Origin of the sequence: Micromonospora parva, from assembly GCF_000718515.1 — a bacterium.
In the GTDB taxonomy this organism is placed as follows: Bacteria; Actinomycetota; Actinomycetes; order Mycobacteriales; family Micromonosporaceae; genus Micromonospora; species Micromonospora parva.
In genome coordinates, this window is the sequence record NZ_JNZS01000012.1 from 12,344 (window position 1) to 36,501 (window position 24,158).

The following is a 24,158-nucleotide window of genomic DNA, read 5'->3' on the forward strand; positions in this document are numbered from 1 at the left end:
CGCCTGCCACTCGCGAAGCCGTCTCTCGTCACCTTCTCGGCTGTTGGCACAGCCGCGGTTGCCGTGTTTGCACCGGGCGTCCCCGGGGGCCGGCGATCACCCTCACCCGAAGGCCACGTTTCCAGTGGCGCCGGAATTGGTGCAACGACACCAACAAAATTCGTCTTGAGGGTCCGCGAGGAGAGGTGCACCATGCCCGCCAGGCGTGAATCGTTCGTGCAGACGCTGCGTGCTCAGTGGCTCGGTCAGCAGATGCGGCAGCTGAGGGAGCAGCGCGGCATCACGCTCAAGCAGGCCGCGGAGTTCCTGGAGCGCGACTTTTCGTCCATTGCCCGCTGGGAGCGCGCCGAGTGGCCGTTCCGGCGTGGAGTCGTCGTGTCGCTGCTCGACCTCTACGGCGAGCACGACGGGCGCGAGCGGAATCGCTTCATCCAGCTTGCCGAGGATGCGTGGCGAACGGATCGATGGGACGACGACTATGACGAGCTGGTCGATGCCTCATTCATCGATTTCCCGTGGCTGGAGAGTAGGGCCGAGCGCATCTACTCGTGGGATGCCTTTCTCGTGCCGGGCCTCATGCAGACGCCGGCTTACGCGGAGGCAGTGATCCGCAACGCGGAAGGGGAAGGCGCGACAGAATTCTCGGTCGGCAAGTGGCTACAGCTCCGGATCGACCGTCAACGTGTGCTGACGCGAGACCCGGCTGTCCGGGTGGCGGCGATCATCGATGAAGCCGTACTGCGCCGCCCCGTCGGTGGCACTGCCGTGATGCGCGGCCAACTCCACCACCTGGGCGACCTGATTGGAAAACCGAACATTGACATTCGCGTGCTGCCATCACGGGTGGGGCTGCACGCCGGTCTCGATGGCTCGTTCGTACTCTTCGGGATGCCCAAGCCATACCCGGAGGTCGCCTATGCCGAGACGCTGGGCGGGCGCCGCTTCATGGAATCTCCCACGTCGAAGCGCTACGCGCTTGCGTACGATCGGCTTCGTGGTGTCGCGTTGGGTCGGCGCGAGGCGGCCGAGCTGATCGCGGAGATCAAGGAGGGACTGCCATGAGTGAAGCCTTACCCGCGGTGGCCTGGCACGTCAGCAGCCGGAGCAACAGCAACGGTGGTAGCTGCGTCGAGGCGGGGACGGTTCTGGACGGTTCCGGTCGAGTGGCGGTGCGGGACAGCAAGGATCGCGCGGCGGCGACCCTCGTCTACCCGGCGGGCGGGTGGATGGCGTTCGTCGACGGGGTGAAGGACGGCGATTTCGCGCCCTGATGCGTGATCGAGGTCGACCGCCTGAATCGTTTGCGGCATCAGCTCCACAGGCTCGCCACCAGTCAATTGGCTCGGCCTGCTCCCGAAACGCCACGCCGGCGGAGCGTCGCGCGGCGCTTCACAGCCATCTCACAGGGGTGCTGGATAGGGTGCCGGTCGAGTCAACGTCCGACTCCAGCGTGGAGCGGTCGGCGTCGCACAGGAGTTCCGATGGTCTTCAAGAAGATGTTGAGCGCGTTCGGTGTGGGCGGTCCCAGCGTGGACACCGTGCTGACCAACCCCAACACCCGGCCCGGCCTGACCCTCGACGGGCAGGTGAACCTCGTCGGTGGCGACGCTGAGGCAGCCATCGAGCAGGTGGTGATCGGCCTGGTCACCCGGGTCGAGGTCGAAGGACACGACACCGAGTACGCGGGCACGATGGAGTTCCACCGCATGGCGGTCAGCGGGTCGTTCGTCCTCGCCCCGAAGCAGCAACTCTCGCTCCCGTTCCAGATGCCGGTGCCGTGGGAGACCCCGATCACCGACGTGTACGGGCAGCGCCTGCGCGGCATGACGATGGGTCTGCGCACCGAGCTGGCCATCGCCCGTGCTGTCGACAAGGGCGACCTGGACCACGTGGCGGTGCACCCGCTGCCGGTGCACGAGCGGATCCTGGAGGCGTTCCAGCGCCTCGGTTTCCGGTTCAAGAGCGCCGACCTGGAGCGCGGTCACATCCGGGGCGTGCAGCAGACCCTGCCGTTCTACCAGGAGATCGAGTTCTTCGCCTCCCCGCAGTACGCGAGCACGATCAACGAGGTCGAGCTGACCTTCGTGACCAGCCAGCGCGGTGTGGAGGTCATCCTGGAGTGCGACAAGCGCGGCGGGTTCCTCAGCGCCGGGCACGACGCGTTCGGCCGCTACCAGGTGTCGCACACCGACGTCGACCGGGTGGACTGGGCGCAGGTCGTCGACGGTTGGCTGCGCGAGACCACGTCCCGCTACGGCAGCCTGCGCTCGCAGTACGGCCCGAGTCACGGGCACGGTCACAGCCGCGGGCACGGCATGGGCGGCATGGTCGCCGGTGCGGCGCTCGGTGTCGCCGGCGGCATGATCGCCGGCGAGATGATCGAGGACGCGTTCGAGGGGGACTTCGGCGACTTCGGTGGCGACGAGTAGCCGTTCGACACGCGACGACGGTGGCCTCCGGGAGATCCTCCCGGAGGCCACCGTGCACTGTGAACCGGTCAGTGCCGGGCCTTGCGCTCCTCGCTGCTGCGCCAGTTGCTGCCGGCCTTGGCCAGACCACGGCTACCGAGGTAGCCCAGCGTCAGCAGGGTGATCAGGAACCAGGCATTGTCGGCCCGGAAGATGTCCACTCCCGCGGAGTTCTGACCGACGACCTGCGACGCGCCCAGTACGGCGGCCACCGCGATCAGGTAGATCCAGAACTCGGTGGTCTTGAACGCCTGCTTGGTCTCCGTACCAGGTGCCTGCATGTCGTTCCGACGCCCGTCGTGCATGACCGGCATCTGCTGCGTCTCTCGCATCGCAGCGGGATTCTGCGGGTCGTTCATGGGCCGGTTCATCGGCCGGGTGGAAGCAGCCTGCGTGCTCATCTGGTCCTCCTCAGGATGCGATGAGTCGTACCTGCATTCCCTCGCCCCGCTACCGCGTGTCGGCCACGGCACGGTTCGCTTTCGTGGCGGGGACAACCCCCGACTACCCGAGGCCCCGGAGCAGGTAACACCGATCGCCGGCCGGAAAAATCCGGCCGGCGATCGGGTGGTTCGGCGGGTCAGCGCAGGCCGTTGCGAATGGCCACGCGTACCAGAAGGTCCGGGTCGTCGGTGATGATGCCGTCGACGCCGAGGTCGATGACCCGCTGCATCACCGTCGCGTCATCGACGGTGTACGGGATCACCTTCAGGCCGTCGCGCGTCTGCAGCGTACGAACGTCCGGTCCGTGGAAGTATGCCGGGTTCTCCCGCAGGTACCAGTCGGCGGACGCGACGGTGCCCTGCTTCGGGTCGTGCACCTGCCAGTTGGCGGACACCGTGCCAGCGCCGGCGGCCCGGGTCAGCTTGCCGAGGTCCTGGTACTTCCACCAGTCCAGCCCACCGGTCCACGGGCTCTTCACCGCCGGGTTGCCGTAGACCGCCTGCAGCGAGCACTCGTCGGCGAGGGTCGTGCACTCGGCCGGGCCGTACTGCCAGACCAGGGCGACGGTGCCGATCCGCCGGTCGAGCTGCCGTGCGTAGGTGATGGTGCGCCAGTCGAACGACTGGATGGTGGCCCGCTTGGTGAAGCCGGCCCGCTGGATCGCGTCGACGAGCTTGCGGGTGAAGCTGCGGTACGGCTCGGTGTCGTTCACCACCGGGCTGATCTTCGTTTCGATGTTCATGCCGATGTCGGTGCGGCCACTGGCCTTCACCAGGGCGAAGACCTCGTCCAGGGTCGGGATCCGGGCACCGGGCGCGGGCACCTGGGCGGGCAGCTCGGGCAGCGTCTTCGTGCCGCAGTCGACGGTCTTGAGCTGCGCCAGGGTCAGCTCGTGCACCGGCTTGCCCACGTACGGGAACATCCGGTCACCGGGGCGCACCGGCTTGGTGTCGACGCAGTGCGACCCGTTGACGGTGCGATCGTGCAGCACCACGAGCTTGCCGTCGGCGGTCACGCCGGTGTCCAGCTCCAGCGTGGAGATGGCCCGGTTGGAGAGCGCGTTCGAGAACGCCGGCAGGGTGTTCTCCGGCCGGGTGGCCCGACCGCCCCGGTGCGCCTGGATGTCGAACGGCGCGGCGTACGCCTTCGGCAGCCGGTAACCGCGCTGCGCCAGCACGCCGCGCAGCCGGTCCGGGTAGTCGGTGATGATGCCGTCCACGCCGTCGTCGATCAGCTTGGTCATGGTCGGCACGTCGTCGACCGTCCACGGGATCACCTTGATCCCGTACCGGTGCGCCCGGTCGACCATCTCCTTCGTGACGTACGGCTGGTAGCCCGGGTCGGTGACGGTGCCGTTCTGCGGCATGCCGTGCACCGGCGAGAAGGCACTGGCGCCGAAGCTGCGGATCGCCGTGATCGGGTCGCCACCGAAGTCGTCGATGTCCAGCCCACCCAGCCAGGGCGAGGCACCCGGCTGGCCGGTCTGCAGGAAGTCGTAGTTGGTCAGGGCCACCAGCGGCAGCTTCGGCTCGACCTGACGCATGCGCATCAGCGCACCCCAGTCGAAGCTCTGGATGGTCACCTGCTTGAGCAGCCCGGCGGCGCGGACCTCGGCAGCGGTGACCCGGACGAACTGCTCGCGGGGGGCGGTCTCGGTCGGCGCGCCCGCCTCGACCTTGGTTTCGACGTTGAGCTTCACGTCCTTCGCGCGGTACCGGTTGACCAGCGCGAAGACCTCACGCAGCAGCGGCATCCGGGCACCCGGGACGGCGAGCTGGCCGGGCTTGTCCGACAGCGTCTTCGAGCCGCAGTCGAGCGAGCGTACCTGGGCCACGGTGAGCGTGTTGATGTACTTCCCGACGTACGGAAACTCCGGGTCGCCGGGCGTCACCGGGCTGGTGTCCACGCACTTGGCGCCACTGATCTTCCGGTCGTGGGTGACGACGGCCTGGCCGTCCTCCGTGATCTGCACGTCCAGTTCGAGGGTGCTCACCCCGAGTTGGAGGGCGTTGCCGAAGGAGGCGAGGGTGTTCTCCACCCGCAGCCCGAGGCCGCCCCGGTGGGCCTGCACGTCGAATGTCCGGTCCGGTCGCGGCTTCGCCTGGGCGGGCACCGCGAGCCCGGTCGTCACCGTCGCGGCCACCAGGGCCGCGACGGCGGTACGGCGTACTGTGCGCACGCTGTCATCCCCTCCTGCCGGCGGGCACCTCCCACCGGTCGCGGGACAGCATGGACATCTCGGGCTGCGGGCAGGCGGCCAGCGGGCGGCGCGACGGTGAACCGCCGTGGACGACCTCCCGGTCACACCGGGTTTGGTCGGCCGGCCCTCGGGCACGCAGTCAGTTCCACAGCTTCTGCGAGGTGATGGACGTGCGTGAGGACGACATGCGGCAGGACGCCGCCCGCGAGGCCGAGGACCGGATCGCCGGCGGCGTGTACGGCAAGGGCGCCCTCGACGAGGTGACGGTGCCCCGCACCGATGTGGAGAGTCAGATCCAACGCGATGACCCGTTCGACCCCGCGAAGGAACGGATCGACCCACAGGTGCTGCGCGACGGTGGCCCGGTCGGCGGGCAGGGCGCGGTGACCACCACCGGTGGCACCGCCGGGCCGGCGAGCGTACGCCGGGTGGCGCGACAGCCGGAACGACACCCGGGCACTGTCGCCCCGACGACGACCGGCGACGCCACCACCGGCGGCCTCAGCACGCCGAGCGGCGGTGGCACCAGCGACCAGTCCACGTCCGCAACGGGCCCGGCAAAGTCCATCAGGGACAAATCCAACGACTAACCCCACCCACCCGCCCCCTTGGCGGCGTGATCATGAGGTTGACGTGGCTGACAGAGATCACAGTCCACGTCAACCTCATGATCGACTCAGAGAGTGGGGGTGGGGGTTGGGCGGAGGACTCCTAGGCGTTGGGTGGCGCGGGTCAGGGCCACGTACAGGTCGCTGCGTCCGCGCGGTGACTCGGCCACCATCCGGTCCGGGTCGACCACCAGCACCGAGTCGAACTCCAACCCCTTGGCCTGTGCGACGGTCAGCACCACCACCCGGCTCTCCAGCTCCGGATGCTCGCCGACGGCGGCCTCCGGCAGGGCCGCGGTGACCGCCGCGCCCAACTCGCCCACCCGGCCGGCCGGCACCAGCACCCCGAGCCGACCCTCGGTCAGCCCGGCGGCCTCCCGGGTCACCTCGGCCACCAACTCCGCAGCCAACCGCCCGTCGGGCACCGCCCGGTCCCACGGGGGTACGCCGCTCTCCCGCACCGAGCGCGGTGGCCGCAGCGCCGGGTCGATCTCGGCCAGTACGTCGGCGGCCACCGCCATGATCTCGGTGGGGGTGCGGTAGCTGACCGTCAACTCGGTGAGCCGCCACCGCTGCTCGACGTACGGGGCGAGAGCGTCCGCCCAGGACGGTGTGCCGCTGAGCGCGCCGGTCTGGGCGACGTCCCCGACGATCGTCATCGACCGGCTCGGGCAGCGGCGCATCAGCAGTCGCCAGGCCATCGGCGACAACTCCTGCGCCTCGTCCACGATCACGTGGCCGAACGCCCAGGTGCGGTCGGCGGCGGCCCGTTGCGCGGTGGTCAGCCGGTCGGTCTCCTCCTGCCGTTCCAGCAGCCGGTCCGCGTCGATCAGGTCGGTGACGCCGAGGATCTCACCGCCCTCGGCCTCGTCCTCGACGTCGATCGAGCGGGAACCCCTGGCGATCTCGAGCACGCCCTCGGCGTACTCCCGTTCCATCATCCGGATGCGGTCCCGCCGGGCGGCGGCGGCACGTTCGTCCTCGCCGAGCAGTTCGGCCGCCTCGTCGAGCAGCGGAACGTCGGCGGGGGTCCAGCCACCGCGCTCGCGCCGCAGCAGCGCCCGTTCGTCAGCGGTGAGCATCGGCGCGGCGGCGGCGATCCGATCCGGGTCGGCGTACAGGTCGGCGAGCAGCCGCTGCGGTGTGAGCACCGGCCACAGCTGGTCGAGGGCGGCCCGGATCTCCGGTTCCTCGCGCAGTTCCCGCCGGATCTCGGCCCGGTCCGCCTCGTCGAGGAGGTTGTCCCCGCCGAGCGGGTCGGCGCCGATCCGTTCGGCCACCTGCTCGGCGAGCGCGTGCACGATCTCCACGTCGAACAGCGCGCGGGCCAGGTTGTGCGGTCGGTCGGTGCGGCGGACCCGGTCGCGGGCGGCGCGCACGATCTCCGGGTCGAGGGTCAGCGTCTCCCGCTCGACCTCGATCTCCAGTGGCTCGTCCGGCACCCACTGCCGGTCCCGCACGGCCAGCGCCAACACCTCGGCCAGCACCGCCCGGCCCTTGAGCGCCGCGGTCTCGGCCGGCTCGGACCGTTGGGCGCTCACCCCGGGAAAGAGATCACCCTGGGTACGCAGCAACACACCGGTCTCGGCCAGCGTCGGCAGCACCTGGGAGATGTACCGCAGGAAGGTCGCGTTCGGGCCGACCAGCAGCACGCCCCGGCTGGAGAGTTCGCGGCGGTGCGTGTAGAGCAGGTACGCCGCCCGGTGCAACGCGACAGCGGTCTTGCCGGTGCCGGGGCCACCCTGGACCACCATGACGCCCGGGAGTTCCGCGCGGATGATCTCGTCCTGTTCGGCCTGGATGGTCTCGACGATGTCGCGCATCCGGCCGGTGCGGCCGGCGTTGAGCGCGGCGAGCAGCGACGCCTCACCGGTCAACTCCTCGTGGGCGCCGGGGGAGGCGCTGTCGATGTCGAGCACCTCGTCGTTGAGCCCGGTCACCTTGCGCTGGCGGGTACGCAGGTGCCGGCGACGGCGTACGCCCTGCGGGTTGGCGGCGGTGGCGAGGTAGAACGGTCGAGCGGCGGGGGCGCGCCAGTCCATCAGCAGCGGGTCGTAGTCACCGGTGGTGTCGAAGATGCCGATCCGGCCGATGTAGCGGCGGGAGTCGTCGTCGCCGTCGAGACGGCCGAAGCAGAGCCCGTTCTCCACGGCGGAGAACTGTTCGACCTGATCGGCGTACATCGCTACCGAGCTGTCGCGCTGCGAGCGGTCCTGGAGGGTTCCGCCGGTGTTGTGCAGCTCGGCGGTGAGTCGGTGGGCGGCCTGCTCACGCAGCTCGTCCAGCCGGTGGTAGAGCATCGAGACGTACTCCTGCTCGCGACCGATCTCGTCGTCGAGCGGCAATTCGCCGGAACCGCCGGAGTGCCTTGACAAGCCGTCTCCCTAAAGATTAGAATCCTTTGCAGGAACGGCTTTTAGCCGTTCTTTTTTGTGCCCTTCGAACTGTTGAAGATAGCGCGTTCCGCCGGTTCTCACCAAGCCGGGCGGTCCGGCGCGCCGGTGATCGCGAGGTGGCGGCGGATGATCCTGCGGACCGGCCAACGGGTGGTCTTCATCGGGGACAGCATCACCGATTGTGGTCGACGCGACACCGCCGCGCCGTACGGCAACGGATACGTGAGCCTGGTGCGCGCCCTGGTCGACGCCCGGCACCCCGAGCTGGAGGTGGAGTGGGTCAACCGGGGTGTGAGCGGCGACACCGTGCGCGACCTGGCCGCCCGCTGGGACGCCGACGCCATCGCCGAGCGCCCCGACTGGCTCGCGGTGCTGATCGGGATCAACGACATCTGGCGGCGCTACGGTGACCGCCGGGATGAGGCCGTTGACATCGACGAGTATGAGCGCACCCTGCGTGACCTGCTGCGTCGGGCGGTCACCGGCACCGGCTGCCGACTGATCCTCGGCGACCCGTTCCTCATCGAGGCGGACCGCACCGATCCGCAACGCGCCGACACCGACCGGTACGCGGCGGTCGTGGCCGCGCTCGCCGCCGAGTTCGACGCGGTGCACGTGCCCAACCAGGCGGCGTTCGACCGGGTGCTGGCGGTGAGTCCCGCGACGCGCTGGGCCGACGACCGGGTCCACCCGTACCTGCCCGGCCACGCGGTCCTCGCCGACGCTTACCTCAGCGCCCTCGGCGTCTGCTGACCCGCCCGCGCGCACGGTGAAGCGCCGGGCCGACCGTCAGGTCGACCCGGCGCGAACACGCGGAGATCAGCCGCGGGCGGCCTGGTAGAGCCGCTCCGGCGTCACCGCTCCGGCGAGTACCCGGCCGTCGTCGGTGAGCAGCACGGTGAACAGTCTGGTGCTGAAGAGTCGACCGCTGCCCCAGTCACCACTGACGGCGGGCAGCCCGCCGAGCAGCTTCGACACGTCCACGTCGGGTGCGGCGCCGGCCGGGGGAGTGGCGGGTTTCCCAGCGGCGGGCCCGCCGTCGAGCGCACCGTCCAGGCGGGCGACCAGCACGGTGGTCCAGCCGTCGCCGACCGCACGGACCTGCGGGTCCGCCGCTGGCTTCACGTGACCGGGCTTGCCCGCCGGCCGTTCGGCCTTCTCCTCGGTGACCGTCACCCCGGGCGGCGGGTTGAAGGTGAACTGGTCGGCGTCAGGGCGGCGGTAGTCGACCTGGGTGAAGGCCACCTCGAACGCCGGTTGGTCACTGCCCTTCGCGAGCACCTCGAAGCGCAGCGGCACGTGCTGCTTGGCGTCGATGGCGATCCGCAGCTGGTGCACCAGCGAGTCCTGGTCACGCGGCTGGAGCACCAGCTCGTACGAGTCCCGGCCGGCAACGGTGGCCGAGCGGCCGACGCTGACCTCGGTGCTCGGGTCGATCGCGCCCAACGCCAGGTCGGCGGCCTGCTGCGGGGTGGCCGGCAGGCTCGCTGCCGGTTCCGGAGCGGGCTTGAACGCCCCGGCCTTGTCGCCCAACGCGCGGTGCGTGGCGGTGTTGGTGCGGCTCTGCCAGGTCCACAGATCCCGGCCGTTGCGGATCACGTCCTGCTCGCCGAGGGTGTCCAGCAGCGCGACCCGCTGCTTGTCCGGCCCGGAGTACCAGACCCGCAGGGTGTGTGTGCCGGTCAGCATGGTGGTCAGCTCGTTGCCGGGGAGCAGCCCGACCAGTGGTGGCAGGCCGAGGTCGGCGCGCTGCACGACGGTCCCGGACAACCCCTCCAACCGGGATGTCTGCAGGTCGACGAGGAGCTGGGCGGCGGTGCGGGGCGGCAGACTCGGCTCGGCCTCGGCGGCGAACGTGCCGATCGCCGCGCCACCGCCGATGACGGCGACGGCCGCGGTGGCCGGGACCAGCCAGCGCAGGACGGGACGGCTTCTCAGGACGGACATGGTGGCACCTCCTGCGCCCATCCTGCCCCCTCACTGCTGTGAACGCGCTGAGGACACCGAACGGGGTTGATTGACCCGGGTGGCACCCTTGAGTGGTGCGCGTGCTGGTGGTGGAGGACGAGGCCCGGTTGGCGGCTGCCCTGCAACGCGGCCTGCAGGCCGAGGGGTTCGCGGTGGATGTGGCGGGGACCGGCCCGGCCGGCCTGGACGCGGCCCGGCACGGCGGGTACGACGCGATGATCCTCGACGTGATGCTGCCCGGCCTCTCCGGGTACGAGCTGGTCCGGCGGCTGCGTGCGGAGGAGCACTGGTTGCCGGTGCTGATGCTCTCCGCCAAGGACGGCGAGTACGACCAGGCCGACGGCCTCGACTGCGGCGCCGACGACTATCTGACCAAGCCCTTCTCGTACGTGGTGCTGCTGGCCCGGCTGCGGGCGTTGCTGCGTCGGGGCGCACCGGAGCGTCCGACCGTGCTGGCGGTCGGCGACCTGCGGCTGGACCCGGCCCGGCGGCGGGTGACCCGGGCGGACGCCGAGGTGACGCTGACCGCGCGGGAGTTCGCGCTGCTGGACTACCTGATGCGCCGGCCGGGTCAGGTGATCTCCAAGATCGAGTTGTTGGACCACGTCTGGGACGCGAGCCTGGAGACCGCGCCGAACGCCGTCGAGGTGTACGTCGGCTATCTGCGCCGCAAGCTCGGCCGGGACCGGCTGGAGACGGTCCGGGGTGCCGGCTACCGGTTGGCCACGTGACGTCGGACGGCCCGGCACCCACCGGTCGGGCCCGGCCCGGCTGGATGCCGATCCTCGGGCTGCGGGGGCGGCTCATGGCGATCGGCGTGTTCGGCCTCACCATCGGGTTGGCGGTGGGCGGGGTGGTGCTGCTCGGCGCGCTCGGCTTCGTGCTCCAGCGCACCGTCGACACCGAGGCATTCCGCACCGCCGATGCCGTTGCCCTGCTCGCCGCCGAGGACGCGCTGCCCGACCCACTGCCGGTGGCCGGCGGGCAGGTCCGTGTGCAGGTCGTCGACGCGCAGGGGCGGATCAGGGCGGCCTCGATCGACGCCGACCGGCTGGTGCCGATGGTCCGCCCGGAGCGACTGGACCGGACGGGTCGGCAGCGGCTGGAGGTGCCGGCCGAGCGGGTCGGGCTGGTCGGCCCGGTCCGCGTGGTCGCCGTACCAGCCGGCACCGCGGCCGACCCGCTCACCGTGCTGGTCGCCCGCTCGATGGCCGACGTGCGGCACAGCATCCACGTGGTCCGGACCATCCTGCTGGTGGCGTTTCCGCTGCTGGTGGCCGTGCTGGCCGGGGTGGCGTGGCGGGTGGTGGGCGCGACCCTGCGGCCGGTCGAGCAGTTGCGTCGAGGCGCCGAGGAGATCACCGGGAGGGCCGGTGCGGGCCGGCTGCCGGTGCCGGCGTCGGCCGACGAGATCCACCGCCTGGCGGTCACCCTCAACGGCATGCTGGACCGGTTGGAATCCGCCCGCGTCCGGCAGCGGGCCTTCGTCTCCGACGCCGCACACGAGCTGCGCAGCCCGTTGACCAACATCCGGACGGAACTGGAGGTGGCCCAGCGCCTCGCCGACCGGACGGACTGGACGGCGGTGACCGCCAATCTGCTCGCCGACACCGACCGGCTGAGCCGCCTGGTCGACGATCTCCTGCTGCTGGCCCGCCTGGACGAGACGCCGCCGACGCGGGGGACCGGCCCGGTGGAGCTGGGCGCGTTGCTGACGGACGTCGCCGCCCGCTACCCGTCGCCGCCGGTGCGGGTGACGCCGCCGGCGGGCCCGCTCTGGACGATCGGCGCGGTCGAGGAGTTGCGTCGGGTGCTGGCCAACCTGGTGGACAACGCGGTACGCCACGCGTCCGGCAGTGTCGTGCTCGCCGCCGAGGCAACGTCGACGGAGGGCTCCGCGGTCCGGCCTGGCGTCGGGGCGTACCACCTGGTGACGGTGACCGACGACGGCCTGGGGATCGCGTTGGCGGACCGGGAGCGGGTCTTCGACCGGTTCACCCGGCTGGATGACGGACGGGCCCGCGACGACGGGGGCGCCGGCCTGGGGCTGGCCATCGTCCGGGAGCTGGTGCGACGCGCGGGCGGCAGCATCATCCTGACCGACGCGCCGGAGCAGCGAGGCCTGCGGGTGTGCCTGCTCCTGCCAGCGCTGCCAGCCGAGGACGGTCAAAAGTAGACGGTCCGTGACGGCGGCCTCCCCCAACCGCCCACTGATGCCCCTTTGCTCTGCACCCGCGGACGCGACAGCCACGCAACGTGATGGTCGCCGACGCGTGTTGTAGCGGCGGTCGCGACGTTTCAGCTGCTCGTCCGAGATGGTGCGTATAGGTAAGCAGAGCAAAGCCTGGGCCGGAGTTGTGGGCGGGGCGTCGGGTGTGACGGGGTGTCACGGCGGGTTCGTCAACGGGTAGCTCACGCTGAGTGAGGTCTGCGGGGCGTAGCCGGCGGTGCAGTGGCGGGCAGGGTAGTGGCTTGCGGGTCAGCGGCGGCGGGTGCAGACCTGCTTGGACCGGGCCACGGTGTCGGTGGACCAGGCGACAGCGACAGTGAAGCAGAAGTCGTTGGTGCGGTTGAGCGCGTAGATGACGAAGCTGGTCGTGCCCGCCGGCAAGGTGGCGAAGATGTTGTGGGCCTGGCCGGTGCGACCGCCCGCGATGACCACCGGGCCCTCACTGCCGGCCGGGTACGTCCAGTTCAGCGCGATGCTGTCCCGGTTGTCGCGCAGGGTCACCGCGGTGGGTGGGGTGCCGGGCGACGCCGCGGCGGCAGCCGACGTGGGTGCCGAGCCGCCCGGGGCGGGCGCGGTGCTGGCCGGCGCGCCCGCGGTGGGGGAGGCGCTGGCCGGCGGCGGGGTCGGCTCGTCGTCGCCGTCGACCCGGGCCACCCCGGCGATCACCGCTGCCGCACCGAGGAGCACCACGACCACGCCGGCCACCAGCACCGGCACCAGCCGGTTGCGCTGCTCCGGCGGCGCCCGGTGCACGGGCACCGGCAGCAGCCGCGACGGCGTGTACGGCTCCACCTGTGTCGAGGCGTCGGACGACGGGTACGCCTCGGTGGGGGCGGCGGGACGGTGCAGCCGGTACACCCCGGGCTGCTCCTGCGCGCCGCCGGCCAGCCCGACCACCGACGGGGGCACCGGAGGGTCGGCGGGGTGGGGCGGGGGGCCGTCCACCGGTTCGGTCGGCCACCTGCCGCCCGTCGACCCGACCGCCTCGTCGGAGGGCAGCCGGGGGTTCGGAACCGCCCCGGCGTGGTGGGGTGCGGCTGCCGACGGGTGGTGGCCCCAGTCGGTCGGCCCGTCGTCGTGCGGTGCAACGCGGGCGGCCGGTACGACGGGCGTGTCGCGGGCCGTGGGTGGGTTGTCGGCGCAGACGTGATCGGGATTCGCCGCCGCCCGGGCCAGCGCCGCCACCTGGGTGGCCAGCGGGTCGTCGGCGGGCAGGTGCTGCCGGCACAACTCACGGGCGAGCGCCAGGTTGTCGTGCGCCTCGGCGAACTGCCCACAGTCGCGCTGCATCGCCCCGAGCCGCGCCAGCATCTTGATGCCGCTGGGGTGCCCGTCGCCGTACACCTCGCGGTGCAGCTCCCAGGCGTCCTGGAGGCGGTCGCGGGCCACCGTGCACTGGCCTCGCGCGTACTCCACGGTGGCCAGGTCGGCGTGCGCGGCGAGCACCCGCAGCGACTCCGGGCCGTCCTGCGCGGTCAGCTCGATGATGACTTCCTGGTAGAGCCGCGCCGCCCGGGAGTGGCTGCCGACCCGGTGCAGCACCGCGGCCAGGGTGGCCGCCGCGGCCACCGTGCGTGGGTCGGCGCGACCGTGCAGGCGGGTGGTGGCCGCGTACGCGAAGGCGGCCCACCCCCGGGCCGAGTGTGGCTCACCGAGGGCGATCAGCACCCGGGCCTGGAGGCTGGCCGCCTCGGCCAGCTCGGGGGTGGCGTTGGCCGGGCGGGGGTCGGCGTCGGTGAGCGCGTCGGAGAGCAGCTGCTGTGCGCCGGCAAGATCGCCGGAGGACACGAGGTGGTGCGCCTGATCAGTCAGTTCACCGAAGCCGGAAGACACGCCCCATCGTGCTCATCCGACGACGGTAAGTACAAGACCCGCGCCGGTGTCGATTGGTCAGGATCCGGTCAGGTGCTCGGCCAGGGTCTCGCTGATCCGGCGCAGCTGGTCGACCTGGGCGGGGCTCAACGCGTCGAACAGGTGTCGGCGTACCCCTTCGACGTGGCCGGGCGCGGCGGCCGCGAGGGTGGCGAAACCCTCGTCGGTGAGCAGCGCGATCTGCCCGCGTCGGTCGGTGGGGCAGTCCTCGCGGCGCACCCAGCCGGCGGCCTCCAGCCGGGCCACGGCGTGCGAGAGCCGGCTGCGCGAGGACCCCGCGGCCTGGGCCAGCTGGCTCATCCGCAGTTGGCGACCGGGGGCCTCGGAGAGCTGGACCAGGATCTCGTAGTACGCGTGCGGCATGCCCGCGTCGCGTTGCAGCTCGCGGTCGAGAGTGTCCATCAGCACCCGGGAAGCGGTCAGGTACGCGCGCCAGGTGCGTTGCTCGTCGGGGTCCAGCCAGCGGGTCATGACCGCCATCATACCCCCGATGGTTGAATGCTCAACTAAATCGCGCTAGCCTCGGGTCATGGGTATTCATCGGCTCAACCACGCGGTCCTCTACGTCAGTGACCTCGCCCGCAGCGTCGCGTTCTACAGCGACGTGCTGGGCTTCCGCCCGGTGGCGATGACCCCGGACGGCTTCCGGGGCGCCACCTTCCTCCAGGCCCCCGACTCCACCAACGACCACGACCTCGGCCTCTTCGAGATCGGCGCGGGCGCCGGGCGGTCGACCGCTGGTCGGTCCACCGTCGGCCTCTACCACCTCGCCTGGGAGGTGGACACGCTCGACGAGCTGGCCGCCACCGCCGAGCGGCTCGTCGCGGCCGGCGCGCTGGTCGGCACCTCCGACCACGGCACGACCAAGAGCCTCTACGGCAGGGACCCCGACGGTCTGGAGTTCGAGGTGGTCTGGCTGATCCCGGCCAACCTGCTCGACGACACCGCGCTGGCCGCCCGCAAGCAGATCGGTCGGCTCGACCTGGACGCCGAGCGGCAGCGCTACGGCGGGCAGACCCGGGGCGGGGTGGGGATCTCCGTCCCGGCCTGACCGCCCATACGGTAGAACGGACCGATGCCGACCGACCGGACCACTGATTTCCTCCGCGAGCTGCTGGTCCGCCAGTTGACGACCTGGCTGGCCGCGGCCCTGCACCGCTCCCGGCGGGCCACCGTCGCCCTCGCGGGCGTCGACGCGGGCAGCGCGGAGGCGGCACTGCGCCTGGTCGCCGCACACGGCGACCAGGTGCGCGGCCGGCAGGTGACGGTGCTGGTGCTGGCCGACGCCGCCGACGCCGACCTGCCGGCCCGGCTCGGCCCCATCGAGGCGGAGCTGCCCGCCGAGGTCACCGTGCACCTGCTGCCCGGCGACGCGTACCGGCTGCCGGTCGCCGTGAAGGCCGCCGGGGCTGCCGGCGCGCCACTGTTCTCCTTCGTGGACCTGGCCGGCGCGGTGACGCCGAAGGTGCTCGCCGCCGCGACGAACGGCCGGACCGGAGAGCTACTGCTGCACACCACCGACAGTGCCCGAGACGTGCTCGTCTCCGCAGGGTTTCCCCTGGTCGCCGAGGTGGCACCGGTGCTGCCCGGCGGCGAGGCCGCCGGTGTGATCGCGTTCGGCAGCCGCTCCGACCGGAGTCTGGAGGCGATCCGCGACGCGCTCTGGGCGGTCGGCGCGGACCACGGCGTGCGCTACCGCGACCCCCTCGACCCGACCGGCACCACTGTCGACGTGCTCGGCGATCCGGATCTCGAACCGCTGGCTCAGCAGTTGCTGGCCGAGCTGCGCGCGGGCGGGCCACGGCCGGTCACCGAGCTGCGCCGGCACACCCTCACCGCGACCCTCTATCGGGCCGCCGACGCCAACCAGGCGCTCGCCGACCTGCTCGACGCCGGTGACGTGCGCCGCGACCGCGAGTCCGGCCGCCTGGCCGGCGACGAGATCATCAGCCTGACCCGCTGATCCCCAGATCCCCACCCCCACGCGATCTTGCACTTTTTGTCTCGGCATAACGGGTATTCCACGCGAAACGCCAACAGAAACTGCAAGATCGGCGGGGGAGGAGGGCGGGGGCGGGGCGGGCTTGGGGGTTGTGGACGCCGAGCGGGGTGCCGGTGAATCACCGGCACCCCGCTCGACTCCCGGGAGGTTTACGACCGGGACTTGTCCTGCTTCCAGGACAGCGGACCCGGCAGGTCGACGCGGTGCGCACGCGCCTTGGAGTTCCAGGACCAGCGACCGATCTTGATGCTCCACGAGGAGAAGCCGTTCTCGGTGAAGTTCAGGATGATCGGACCGTACTTCTTGCGCTTGCGAAACATGAGGCCCATCGGAGGTCTCCCCTCGTCACCGTTCCCTGCCGTGTCGAGATCGAACATGCCCGAACCGACAACTTTTGAAACCCTCTCGGTGTCCGTCCTGGACGGTGCCCGTCCGACACCGGTATCCCTATCAAACAGATAGGTGTTGCGGAACGGTAAACGCTGCCAGAATGGCTCCGTAACATCGGCGGCGATAGAAGTCTCATCTTCTGGAAGGCCGTTGACCGCTCGATCCGACGCCCGGCAGCATGGGGTCATGTCGCAGCGGGATGAGCTTCTCCTCACCGCTCGTGTGCACATCGACCTGGTCCGGCACGCGAGCGCGCTCTGTTGAGCTGACCGGTTCAGCCGGCTCGGCTCCAGCGCCGCACTCCCACCGCCCGCCCGCTCAACGCGGAGCAGCGTGCGTGCCCGTACGCCCCCATCCGGGCGTCCCCACTCCCATCGTGGACAGATCAGGAGACTCCTCATGTCCCCACCCCGTCATGCCGTTCGGCGTACCCTCGCCACCGCTGCCGCGCTGGTCGTGCTCGCCGCCACCGCCGGATGCGGCGGTGCCGCCACCGCCAGCGGCGACCAGGTCAGCGAGCTGCGCTACCAGGGCTCCGTCGGCCAGGTCACCCTCCCCGAACTCGCCGCCGACCTCGGCTATCTCGGCGACGTCACGCTCACCTGGATCGGCAACGTCACCGGCGGTCCGCAGGACATCCAGGCCACCGCCACCGGGCAGAGCGACTTCGGCGGCGCGTTCAACGGCGCCATCGTCAAGCTCGCCGCCGCCAACGCCCCGATCACCGCGGTGGTCAGCTACTACGGTTCGGACGCACAGACCTTCCAGGGCTACTACGTGCTCGACGGCAGCCCGATCCGCGGGCCCCGCGACCTGATCGGCAAGAAGGTCGGCATGAACACCCTCGGCGCGCACGCCGAGGCCGTGCTCAAGACCTGGCTCGCTCGCGGCGGTCTCACCCCCGCCGAGATCAGGCAGGTCGAGCTGGTCGCGCTGCCACCGGTCAACACCGAGCAGTCGCTGCGACAGCAACAGATCGACGTCGCGGTGCTCGGTGGGGTGATCCGGGACAAGGCGGTCGCCAGTGGCGGCATCCGCACCATCGTCACCGACTACGAACTGCTCGGCGCGTTCAGCGGCGGCACCTACGTCTTCCGCGACGACTTCATCAAGCGCAACCCGGAGACCGTCAGGGCGTTCGTCACCGGGGTCGGCAAGGCCATCGAGTGGGCGCGCACCCAACCCCGGGAGACCGTTGTCGCCCGGATGCGGGACATCATCGGCAAGCGGGGTCGCAACGAGGACCCGTCGCTGGTCGCGTACTGGAAGAGCAGCGGCGTCGCCGGCCGGGGCGGGGTGATCGACGAGCAGGAGTTCGGCACCTGGATCGACTGGCTCGCCGCCGAGGGCGAGCTCAGGGGCGACCGTCCGAAGCCCGCCGACCTCTACACCAACCGGTTCAACCCCTTCGTGGACGGTGGCAGCGCGTGAACACCGACAAGATCCTCTTTGACCGGGTGAGCAAGACCTTCGGCGTCCGCGGCGGCCGGCGTGGCGCGGCCGGCGCGGTCACCGCACTCGACGAGGTCACCCTCGGGGTACGCCCCGGCGAGTTCCTGGTCGTCGTCGGCCCCAGCGGCTGCGGCAAGTCCACCCTGCTCGACCTGCTCGGCGGGCTCACCGAACCCACTGGTGGGCGGGTGCTCGTCGACGGCCGGCCGGTCACCGGCCCCGGCCTGGACCGGGGCATCGTCTTCCAGCAGTACGCGCTGCTGCCCTGGCGCACCGCCGCCGGCAACGTCGCGTTCGGTCTCGAAGCCAAGGGGGTGCCCCGGGGCGAACGGGCCGCCCTGATCGAGCATCACCTCGACCTGGTGGGCCTGCGCGGGTTCGCCGACCGCTACCCGCACGAGCTGTCCGGCGGGATGAAGCAGCGGGTGGCCATCGCCCGCAGCCTCGCGTACGACCCGGACGTGCTGCTGATGGACGAGCCGTTCGCCGCCCTGGACGCGCAGACCCGCGACTCGTTGCAGGACGAGCTGGTGCGGATCTGGGCCCGCACCGGCAAGACCGTCGTGTTCATCACCCACGGCATCGACGAGGCCGTCTACCTGGGACAGCGGGTGGCGGTGCTGACGTCCCGGCCCGGTCGGCTCAAACAGGTCATCGACATCGACCTCGGCGACCGGGACGCGGCCGAGGACGTCCGCTCCACCGACGCGTTCCGCCACCACCGGCACCAGATCTGGACCCTGCTGCGCGACGAGGTGCGCGCCGCCCAGGCCGCCGAAGGCGCCACCGGCAGCCGCACCGCCCACCCCGGAGCAGGTGGTGGTCGTACTTCCGTCGTCGCCGGAGCCGACGCGCGGCGCGCGGCGCCGGCGGCGGCCCACACCGAGGAGGCCCGCGTTGGTTGACATCGCCGAACGTCCCACCCGGCTGGCGGCCCCGACGACCGCGCCCGACGCGGTGGCCGCCCCCGGATCCGGTGCCCGCGGCCCCGCCGGCCGGCTGCTCGGCCTCGGCGGCAGGGTGCTGCACCGCGGTGTCGCGATCGTCGCGCTGGCCGCGATCTGGGAGAGCGCGCCGCGGCTCGGGCTGGTGGACCGGGTCTTCCTGCCCCCGCTGTCGGAGGTGCTGGTGGCCTGGTGGGAGTTGCTGCGCAGCGGGCAGCTCGCCGAGCACGTGGGCGCGAGCCTGACCCGGTCGCTGGCCGGGCTCGGCCTGGCGGTGCTCACCGCCATCCCGCTCGGGTTGCTGATCGGCTGGTACCGGCCGCTCGCCGAGCTGCTCAGCCCGCTGCTGGAGGTGTTCCGCAACACCGCGGCGCTGGCCCTGCTGCCGGTGTTCGTGCTCATCCTCGGCCTGGGGGAGACCTCCAAGATCGCCCTGGTGCTGTACGCGTGCTCCTGGCCGATCCTGCTCAACACCATCGCCGGGGTGAAGGGCGTCGACCCGCTGCTGATCCGGTCGGCCCGCTCGATGGGGCTCAACCACCTGCGGCTGTTCCAGAAGGTGATCCTGCCGGCCGCGGTGCCGACCATCTTCACCGGCGTCCGACTGGCCGGGGCGTACTCGATCCTGGTGCTGGTCGCGGCCGAGATGGTCGGCGCGAAGGCGGGGCTCGGCTACCTCATCAACTACGCGCAGTACAACTTCGCGATCGCCGACATGTACTCGGGGATCATCACGATCTCCGCCATCGGTCTGGTCGTCAACCAACTCCTCGTCGCCCTCGAACGTCGCTTCTCCACCTGGCGCGTCGACGTCACTGCCGGATAGGACGGACACCAATGACCCGCACCCTGCACCTCAACGCGTTCCTGATGGGCGTCGGCCACCACGAGGCGGCCTGGCGGCACCCCCGCACCGACCCGCGTCGGGTCACCGACGTGCGGCACTTCCAGGAGCTGGCCCGGATCGCCGAACGCGGCACCCTCGACTCGCTCTTCCTCGCCGACGGTCTCTCGGTCGGGCCGAACCCCCGCCACAACATCCAGGCCGTCTTCGAGCCGCTGACCCTGCTCGCGTCGCTCGCCGCGGTGACCGAACACATCGGCCTCATCGCCACGGTCTCCACCACCTACAACGAGCCGTTCCACACCGCCCGCAAGTTCGCCTCGCTGGATCACCTCAGCGGCGGCCGGGCCGGCTGGAACATCGTCACCTCCGCCCAGGAGCGGGAGGCGGTCAACTTCAACCGGGACAGCCACCCCGCGCACGCCGACCGGTACCGGCGGGCCGCCGAGTTCGTCGACGTGGCGATCAAGCTCTGGGACAGCTGGGAGGACGACGCGCTGGTCTTCGACACCACGGCCGGGGTGTTCGCCGACACCGACCGGGTGCACGAGGTGGCGCACCGGGGGCCGGAGTTCCAGGTCCGTGGCCCGCTCAACATCCCCCGCCCGCCGCAGGGCCGGCCGCTGCTGGTGCAGGCCGGGTCGTCGCCGGACGGCATCGCCTTCGCCGCCCGCTACGCCGAGGCGGTCTTCACCGCCCAGCAGACCCTCGCCGACGGGCAGGGTTTCTACGCCGAGCTGCGCCGGCAGGTCACCGCCGCCGGCCGGGACCCGGACCTGGTGAAGATCCTGCCCGGCATCGCGCCGGTGATCGGCGGCACCGAGGCCGAGGCGCGGGCGCTCGCCGCCGAGCTGGAGGAGCTGATCGTCCCCGAGTACGCCCTCGCGCAGCTCTCCGGGATGCTCGGCATCGACCTGACCGGCCTGCCGCTGGACGGGCCGCTGCCGGAGCTGCCGGACTCCGGCACCGTGCAGGCCCACCAGAGCCGCTACCAACTCGTCACCGACCTGGCCCGCCGGGAGAAGCTCACCGTCCGGCAGCTGATCGGCCGGCTCGGTGGCGGTCGGGGTCACCGGGTCGTCGCCGGCACACCGGAGCAGATCGCCGACCAGATCGAGCTGTGGTTCACCCGGGGCGCCGCCGACGGGTTCAACATCATGCCGCCGCACCTGCCCGGCGGGCTCGCCGACTTCGTCGACCACGTGGTGCCGGTGCTGCGCTCCCGAGGGCTGTTCCGCACCGAGTACACCGGTCGGACGCTGCGCGAGCACTACGGGCTGCCCCGACCGGCCAGCGCGTACGCCGCGTCCGCCCTGGTGTCGGCGTGACCACCGTGGAGCGACCCTCGGCGGGCACCGTCGAGCTGCGACCGGTCAACGGGGACCTGTTCCGCGCGCTGCTGCGCCGGCAGGCCACCAGCGTCACGGTGGTCACCGCCGTCGCCCGCGGCACCGAGCCGGCCTGCCTGGGTGGGATCGGCGCGCCGATCCGGGCGGGGTTCACCGCCACCTCGTTCACGTCGGTGTCGCTGGACCCGCCGCTCGTCTCGTTCTGCCTCGGGACGGCGTCGTCGAGTTGGCCGGTGGTGGCCCGCGCCGAGCACGTCGCCGTGCACCTGCTCGCGGCCGGGCAGCGGGAGGCCGCCACGGTCTTCGCCACCAGCGGCATCGACCGGTTCGCCGCGTACCCGCACTGGACGTCGGGACCGTTCGGGGTTCCGCTGCTCGGCGGCGTGCTGGCCCGGCTGCTCTGCCGGGTGGTGCACCGGGTTCCGGCCGGCGACCACTCGCTGGTGATCGCCGAGCCGCTGGCGCTCGGCGACGGCGGCGACGGCGCGCCGCTGGTGCACCACCGGGGTGGCTACACCACCGCCGGTTCGCCGACGTGACGGCACCGACCGCACCGGACCTGCTCGCGCTGGACCGGGCCGCCCAGGACCTGCTGTTCCGGGCGGCCCGCACGGCGAACACGTTCACCGACGAGCCGGTCACCGACGCCCAGGTCGCGGCGATCCACGACCTGATCCGGTACGGGCCGACCGCGTACAACGGCCAGCCGCTGCGGGTGCTGCTGCTGCGCTCGCCGGATTCCCGGGCCCGGCTGCTGCCGCACCTGTCCAGTGGCAACCGGGTCGCGACGGCCCGCGCCCCGCTGACCGCGATCCTCGCCGCCGACGTGGAGTTCCACCGGCGGCTGCCCGAGCTGTACCCGCACCGCCCGCAGGCCCGGGACTGGCTGGCGGACCGGGCGGCCCGGGTGGAGCAGGCCCGGTTCAACGCCACCCTGCAGATCGGTTATCTGATCGTCGGTGTCCGCGCGGCGGGGCTCGCCGCCGGCCCGATGGCGGGCTTCGACGTCGCGGGCGTGCAGCGGGAGTTCTTCCCCGACGGTCGGCACGAGGTGTTGCTGCTGCTCAACCTCGGGCACCCCAGTGTCGGGGACTCGCCCGACCGCCTGCCCCGGCTGGACACCGGGGAGGTGATCCGCACCCTCGACGACTGAGCGGAAGAACCACCCGCCCCCGGTGCCGGCGCCACGCCGGCACCGGGGGCGGGTGGTTCGTGGGTCAGGACCCCTTGACCCAGTCCACGGTGAAGCGGGCGAAGAAGATCCCGCCGGTGTTGCCCACCTCGTACAGGTTGCCGACCGTGCCGTCGTTCAGCACCGCCATCGTGGAGTAGCCCGCCCCGCCCGGCTTGACCAGCGCTCGGGCGGGCCAGCTGGCGCCGTCGTCGGTGGAAAGCCGGACGGTGAGGTCGTTGCGCGCGGCCGGGGCCGCGTTGTTGCTGAACAGGGCGGTGCGGGTACGCACCGGTGCGCCGTTCGCGCCCACCTCCGACGGGCGCAGGTAGGAGATCTCGTCGGCGTTGCAGAGCGGGTCGGTCAGCAGGGCGCTGGCGGTGGCCGGGCCGAACGTCACAGCGCCGTCGGTGGACGTGGAGTAGAACCGGCTACGGGTGCTGTTGTGCCGCATGTTCTGCACGATCGCCCCGGTGCCGCGCTCGACCGCCTTGCTCTCGTTGATGTTCCCGCCGGCGGGTCCGCCGCGTCGCCACGTCACGCCGTTGTCGTCGCTGTAGACGTTGGCGGTCTGGGTGAGACCCGCCCCGTCCCGGTAGACGAACGGCTGGATCAGGCGGCCCGTGCTGGTCTGGATGCCGTGCCCGGAGGAGAAGAACGCCTGCTGCCAGCTCGCGACCTTGATCGTCGGGTTCAGCTCGACCGGGGCGCTCCAGGTGGCGCCGTTGTCCCGGCTGGTGATGTATTGCAGGTGCAGGCTGTTCGGGTCGTTGGCCGTGTTGAGGCCGGACGAGCCGGACCAGAAGCTGATGCCCGGCCGGGGGGAGTACGTGAAGAAGCAGTAGACGGTGCCGGTCCGGCGGTCCACCAGCAGGCTCGGGTCGCCCGCTCCCTCGCTGGTGGTGGCGGGCGCGTGGATGACGCGCGGCTGGTCGAAGGTCCGGCCGCCGTCGGTGCTGCGGGTCATCGCGATCTGGATGTTGTTGGTGCCGCCGCCGAGGTCGTACGAGCCGTTGATCCGGGCGTCGGCGACGGCGATGACGGTGCCGTTGTTGGTGACGGCCATGCCCGGGATGCGGACCGAGGCCGAGGTGCCGTCGTAGCGGCCGTTCGGGCCGTTGAGGTTGCGGATGACGCTCTGGGTGGTCAGCACCGCAGTGGTGTTCATCTGCGGGGTGCCGGCGCTCAGGCCGCACCCGGCGGTGCCCCGCAGTGTGGTGTCGAAACCGGGGGCGGTGACCCGCAGGGTGTACGCGGTGCCGGCGCCGACGGTCCAGTAGTGCAGGTAGTTGCCGCCGGCGGCGATGGTGCGGGTCCACGGGGACCCGGTGCGACCGGGCCAGGTGACGGTGAAGTCCCGGGCCGTCGTGGTGCGGTTCTCCAGCGCGAGCTGGAGTCGCCCGGCGGTGCAGTCGTAGCTGGTGAGCGCGGACATGCCGGTGCCGCAGTGGAAGATGCCGGCGGAGGTGTCGTCCAGGCCGGTCGGGGTGGTGGTCCGCAGGGTGTACGCGGTGCCGGCCGGGAGGGTCCAGTACAGCTCGCTGCTGCTGCTGCCGGCGGCGACTGTCCGGGTCCAGGGGGAGTTGGTGCGGCCCGGCCAGGTGACGGTGAAGGTCTGCGCGGTGGTGCTGCCGTTGGTGAGCCGGAGGTTGAGCCGGCCGGTCGTGCAGTCGGCGCTGGCGGTCGCGCTCACGCCGGCGGGGGCGGCGTGGGCTGGCGTGGCGGGCAGGATCGCGGCCACGCCGAGGACGGCGGCCACGACCGCGATCACTCGGCGCGGTAGTGCTCGGACAGGAGACACAGGACTCCTTCGGGGGACG

Annotated in this window: 24 protein-coding genes; 16 read left to right on the forward strand and 8 right to left on the reverse strand. The window is 71.7% G+C overall.

What is annotated here, in order from left to right; translation table 11 throughout:
• Positions 1 to 192: 192 nt before the first annotated feature.
• From IF22_RS0118315 to IF22_RS0118325, 3 genes are all read left to right on the forward strand, one after another.
• On the forward strand, positions 193 to 1,062 hold the full coding sequence (locus tag IF22_RS0118315) for a helix-turn-helix domain-containing protein (RefSeq protein ID WP_030333575.1): 870 nt from the start codon (positions 193 to 195) through the stop codon (positions 1,060 to 1,062).
• A complete protein-coding gene (locus IF22_RS0118320) occupies positions 1,059 to 1,271 on the forward strand; it encodes a DUF397 domain-containing protein (protein WP_030333577.1) in 213 nt (70 codons plus the stop codon). Before IF22_RS0118315 ends, IF22_RS0118320 begins: the two co-directional genes overlap by 4 nt.
• Before the next feature lie 210 nt (positions 1,272 to 1,481).
• Positions 1,482 to 2,429: a sporulation protein gene (locus IF22_RS0118325; RefSeq protein WP_030333579.1), complete on the forward strand. Its 948-nt coding sequence runs from the start codon at positions 1,482 to 1,484 to the stop codon at positions 2,427 to 2,429.
• Between the two features lie 68 nt (positions 2,430 to 2,497).
• Here IF22_RS0118325 and IF22_RS0118330 read toward each other — a convergent pair whose 3' ends face one another.
• Positions 2,498 to 2,869 (reverse strand): hypothetical protein, encoded by a 372-nt coding sequence (locus IF22_RS0118330; RefSeq protein WP_030333580.1) that lies wholly within the window; start codon positions 2,867 to 2,869, stop codon positions 2,498 to 2,500.
• A 179-nt stretch (positions 2,870 to 3,048) separates the two neighbouring features.
• Positions 3,049 to 5,091: a glycerophosphodiester phosphodiesterase family protein gene (locus IF22_RS35945; protein WP_081883890.1), complete on the reverse strand. Its 2,043-nt coding sequence runs from the start codon at positions 5,089 to 5,091 to the stop codon at positions 3,049 to 3,051.
• A 191-nt stretch (positions 5,092 to 5,282) separates the two neighbouring features.
• On the opposite strand from IF22_RS35945, the gene IF22_RS0118345 reads away from it, so the two are divergent.
• A complete protein-coding gene (locus tag IF22_RS0118345; RefSeq protein ID WP_030333582.1) occupies positions 5,283 to 5,702 on the forward strand; it encodes a hypothetical protein in 420 nt (139 codons plus the stop codon).
• A gap of 86 nt (positions 5,703 to 5,788) precedes the next feature.
• Here IF22_RS0118345 and IF22_RS0118350 read toward each other — a convergent pair whose 3' ends face one another.
• Positions 5,789 to 8,095, reverse strand: coding sequence for a HelD family protein (locus IF22_RS0118350; protein WP_030333583.1), 2,307 nt, complete (start codon positions 8,093 to 8,095; stop codon positions 5,789 to 5,791).
• Positions 8,096 to 8,242: 147 nt separating this feature from the next.
• Between IF22_RS0118350 and IF22_RS0118355 the strand changes: the two genes are divergently transcribed.
• On the forward strand, positions 8,243 to 8,869 hold the full coding sequence (locus tag IF22_RS0118355; protein ID WP_030333585.1) for an SGNH/GDSL hydrolase family protein: 627 nt from the start codon (positions 8,243 to 8,245) through the stop codon (positions 8,867 to 8,869).
• Between the two features lie 66 nt (positions 8,870 to 8,935).
• On the opposite strand, the gene IF22_RS0118360 is transcribed toward IF22_RS0118355, so the two are convergent.
• Positions 8,936 to 10,063: a LolA family protein gene (locus IF22_RS0118360; protein WP_030333587.1), complete on the reverse strand. Its 1,128-nt coding sequence runs from the start codon at positions 10,061 to 10,063 to the stop codon at positions 8,936 to 8,938.
• Between the two features lie 95 nt (positions 10,064 to 10,158).
• Between IF22_RS0118360 and IF22_RS0118365 the strand changes: the two genes are divergently transcribed.
• Complete coding sequence (locus IF22_RS0118365; RefSeq protein ID WP_030333589.1) at positions 10,159 to 10,815, forward strand: response regulator transcription factor; 657 nt, start codon at positions 10,159 to 10,161, stop codon at positions 10,813 to 10,815.
• A gap of 74 nt (positions 10,816 to 10,889) precedes the next feature.
• The gene (locus tag IF22_RS0118370; RefSeq protein WP_030333591.1) at positions 10,890 to 12,260 is read left to right on the forward strand and encodes a sensor histidine kinase; all 1,371 of its coding nucleotides are present in this window, start codon (positions 10,890 to 10,892) and stop codon (positions 12,258 to 12,260) included.
• Between the two features lie 303 nt (positions 12,261 to 12,563).
• On the opposite strand, the gene IF22_RS0118375 is transcribed toward IF22_RS0118370, so the two are convergent.
• Positions 12,564 to 14,147, reverse strand: a complete 1,584-nt coding sequence (locus tag IF22_RS0118375; protein WP_030333594.1) for a tetratricopeptide repeat protein — start codon at positions 14,145 to 14,147, stop codon at positions 12,564 to 12,566.
• Between the two features lie 57 nt (positions 14,148 to 14,204).
• Positions 14,205 to 14,666 (reverse strand): MarR family winged helix-turn-helix transcriptional regulator, encoded by a 462-nt coding sequence (locus IF22_RS0118380; RefSeq protein ID WP_030333595.1) that lies wholly within the window; start codon positions 14,664 to 14,666, stop codon positions 14,205 to 14,207.
• A 49-nt stretch (positions 14,667 to 14,715) separates the two neighbouring features.
• Between IF22_RS0118380 and IF22_RS0118385 the strand changes: the two genes are divergently transcribed.
• Both IF22_RS0118385 and IF22_RS0118390 read left to right on the forward strand, forming a co-directional pair.
• The gene (locus IF22_RS0118385) at positions 14,716 to 15,237 is read left to right on the forward strand and encodes a VOC family protein (protein ID WP_030333597.1); all 522 of its coding nucleotides are present in this window, start codon (positions 14,716 to 14,718) and stop codon (positions 15,235 to 15,237) included.
• Positions 15,238 to 15,261: 24 nt separating this feature from the next.
• Entirely contained in the window at positions 15,262 to 16,149 is an 888-nt protein-coding gene (locus IF22_RS0118390) for a hypothetical protein (protein ID WP_030333599.1), read from the forward strand.
• Positions 16,150 to 16,337: 188 nt separating this feature from the next.
• On the opposite strand, the gene IF22_RS0118395 is transcribed toward IF22_RS0118390, so the two are convergent.
• Entirely contained in the window at positions 16,338 to 16,517 is a 180-nt protein-coding gene (locus tag IF22_RS0118395; protein WP_030333600.1) for a DUF4236 domain-containing protein, read from the reverse strand.
• A gap of 247 nt (positions 16,518 to 16,764) precedes the next feature.
• Here IF22_RS0118395 and IF22_RS36470 point away from each other — a divergent pair, with 247 nt between their 5' ends.
• From IF22_RS36470 to IF22_RS0118425, 7 genes are all read left to right on the forward strand, one after another.
• The gene (locus IF22_RS36470; RefSeq protein WP_357592331.1) at positions 16,765 to 16,842 is read left to right on the forward strand and encodes a putative leader peptide; all 78 of its coding nucleotides are present in this window, start codon (positions 16,765 to 16,767) and stop codon (positions 16,840 to 16,842) included.
• Positions 16,843 to 16,977: 135 nt separating this feature from the next.
• Positions 16,978 to 18,009 carry an ABC transporter substrate-binding protein gene (locus tag IF22_RS0118400; RefSeq protein ID WP_030333603.1) on the forward strand — a complete coding sequence of 344 codons (1,032 nt, stop codon included), beginning with the start codon at positions 16,978 to 16,980 and terminating at the stop codon, positions 18,007 to 18,009.
• A complete protein-coding gene (locus IF22_RS0118405) occupies positions 18,006 to 18,935 on the forward strand; it encodes an ABC transporter ATP-binding protein (RefSeq protein ID WP_036411787.1) in 930 nt (309 codons plus the stop codon). The genes IF22_RS0118400 and IF22_RS0118405 overlap by 4 nt, the downstream gene beginning before the upstream one ends.
• The gene (locus IF22_RS0118410; protein WP_030333607.1) at positions 18,928 to 19,800 is read left to right on the forward strand and encodes an ABC transporter permease; all 873 of its coding nucleotides are present in this window, start codon (positions 18,928 to 18,930) and stop codon (positions 19,798 to 19,800) included. Before IF22_RS0118405 ends, IF22_RS0118410 begins: the two co-directional genes overlap by 8 nt.
• Before the next feature lie 11 nt (positions 19,801 to 19,811).
• Positions 19,812 to 21,146 carry an LLM class flavin-dependent oxidoreductase gene (locus tag IF22_RS0118415; RefSeq protein ID WP_030333609.1) on the forward strand — a complete coding sequence of 445 codons (1,335 nt, stop codon included), beginning with the start codon at positions 19,812 to 19,814 and terminating at the stop codon, positions 21,144 to 21,146.
• Complete coding sequence (locus IF22_RS0118420; protein ID WP_030333611.1) at positions 21,143 to 21,706, forward strand: flavin reductase family protein; 564 nt, start codon at positions 21,143 to 21,145, stop codon at positions 21,704 to 21,706. The genes IF22_RS0118415 and IF22_RS0118420 overlap by 4 nt, the downstream gene beginning before the upstream one ends.
• Entirely contained in the window at positions 21,703 to 22,320 is a 618-nt protein-coding gene (locus IF22_RS0118425) for a malonic semialdehyde reductase (RefSeq protein ID WP_030333612.1), read from the forward strand. Before IF22_RS0118420 ends, IF22_RS0118425 begins: the two co-directional genes overlap by 4 nt.
• Positions 22,321 to 22,384: 64 nt before the next feature.
• Here IF22_RS0118425 and IF22_RS33805 read toward each other — a convergent pair whose 3' ends face one another.
• A complete protein-coding gene (locus IF22_RS33805) occupies positions 22,385 to 24,139 on the reverse strand; it encodes an exo-alpha-sialidase (protein ID WP_156057629.1) in 1,755 nt (584 codons plus the stop codon).
• Between the last annotated feature and the right edge of the window lie 19 nt (positions 24,140 to 24,158).

Excerpts from the sequence above, each read along its gene's own strand:
- IF22_RS0118315 (WP_030333575.1), top strand. The coding sequence starts at position 193 with ATGCCCGCCAGGCGTGAATCGTTCGTGCAGACGCTGCGTGCTCAGTGG.
- IF22_RS0118320 (WP_030333577.1), top strand. The coding sequence starts at position 1,059 with ATGAGTGAAGCCTTACCCGCGGTGGCCTGGCACGTCAGCAGCCGGAGC.
- IF22_RS0118325 (WP_030333579.1), top strand. The coding sequence starts at position 1,482 with ATGGTCTTCAAGAAGATGTTGAGCGCGTTCGGTGTGGGCGGTCCCAGC.
- IF22_RS0118330 (WP_030333580.1), bottom strand. The coding sequence starts at position 2,869 with ATGAGCACGCAGGCTGCTTCCACCCGGCCGATGAACCGGCCCATGAAC.
- IF22_RS0118355 (WP_030333585.1), top strand. The coding sequence starts at position 8,243 with ATGATCCTGCGGACCGGCCAACGGGTGGTCTTCATCGGGGACAGCATC.
- IF22_RS0118360 (WP_030333587.1), bottom strand. The coding sequence starts at position 10,063 with ATGTCCGTCCTGAGAAGCCGTCCCGTCCTGCGCTGGCTGGTCCCGGCC.
- IF22_RS0118370 (WP_030333591.1), top strand. The coding sequence starts at position 10,890 with ATGGCGATCGGCGTGTTCGGCCTCACCATCGGGTTGGCGGTGGGCGGG.
- IF22_RS0118380 (WP_030333595.1), bottom strand. The coding sequence starts at position 14,666 with ATGGCGGTCATGACCCGCTGGCTGGACCCCGACGAGCAACGCACCTGG.
- IF22_RS0118385 (WP_030333597.1), top strand. The coding sequence starts at position 14,716 with ATGGGTATTCATCGGCTCAACCACGCGGTCCTCTACGTCAGTGACCTC.
- IF22_RS0118390 (WP_030333599.1), top strand. The coding sequence starts at position 15,262 with ATGCCGACCGACCGGACCACTGATTTCCTCCGCGAGCTGCTGGTCCGC.
- IF22_RS0118395 (WP_030333600.1), bottom strand. The coding sequence starts at position 16,517 with ATGGGCCTCATGTTTCGCAAGCGCAAGAAGTACGGTCCGATCATCCTG.
- IF22_RS36470 (WP_357592331.1), top strand. The coding sequence starts at position 16,765 with ATGTCGCAGCGGGATGAGCTTCTCCTCACCGCTCGTGTGCACATCGAC.
- IF22_RS0118400 (WP_030333603.1), top strand. The coding sequence starts at position 16,978 with ATGTCCCCACCCCGTCATGCCGTTCGGCGTACCCTCGCCACCGCTGCC.
- IF22_RS0118415 (WP_030333609.1), top strand. The coding sequence starts at position 19,812 with ATGACCCGCACCCTGCACCTCAACGCGTTCCTGATGGGCGTCGGCCAC.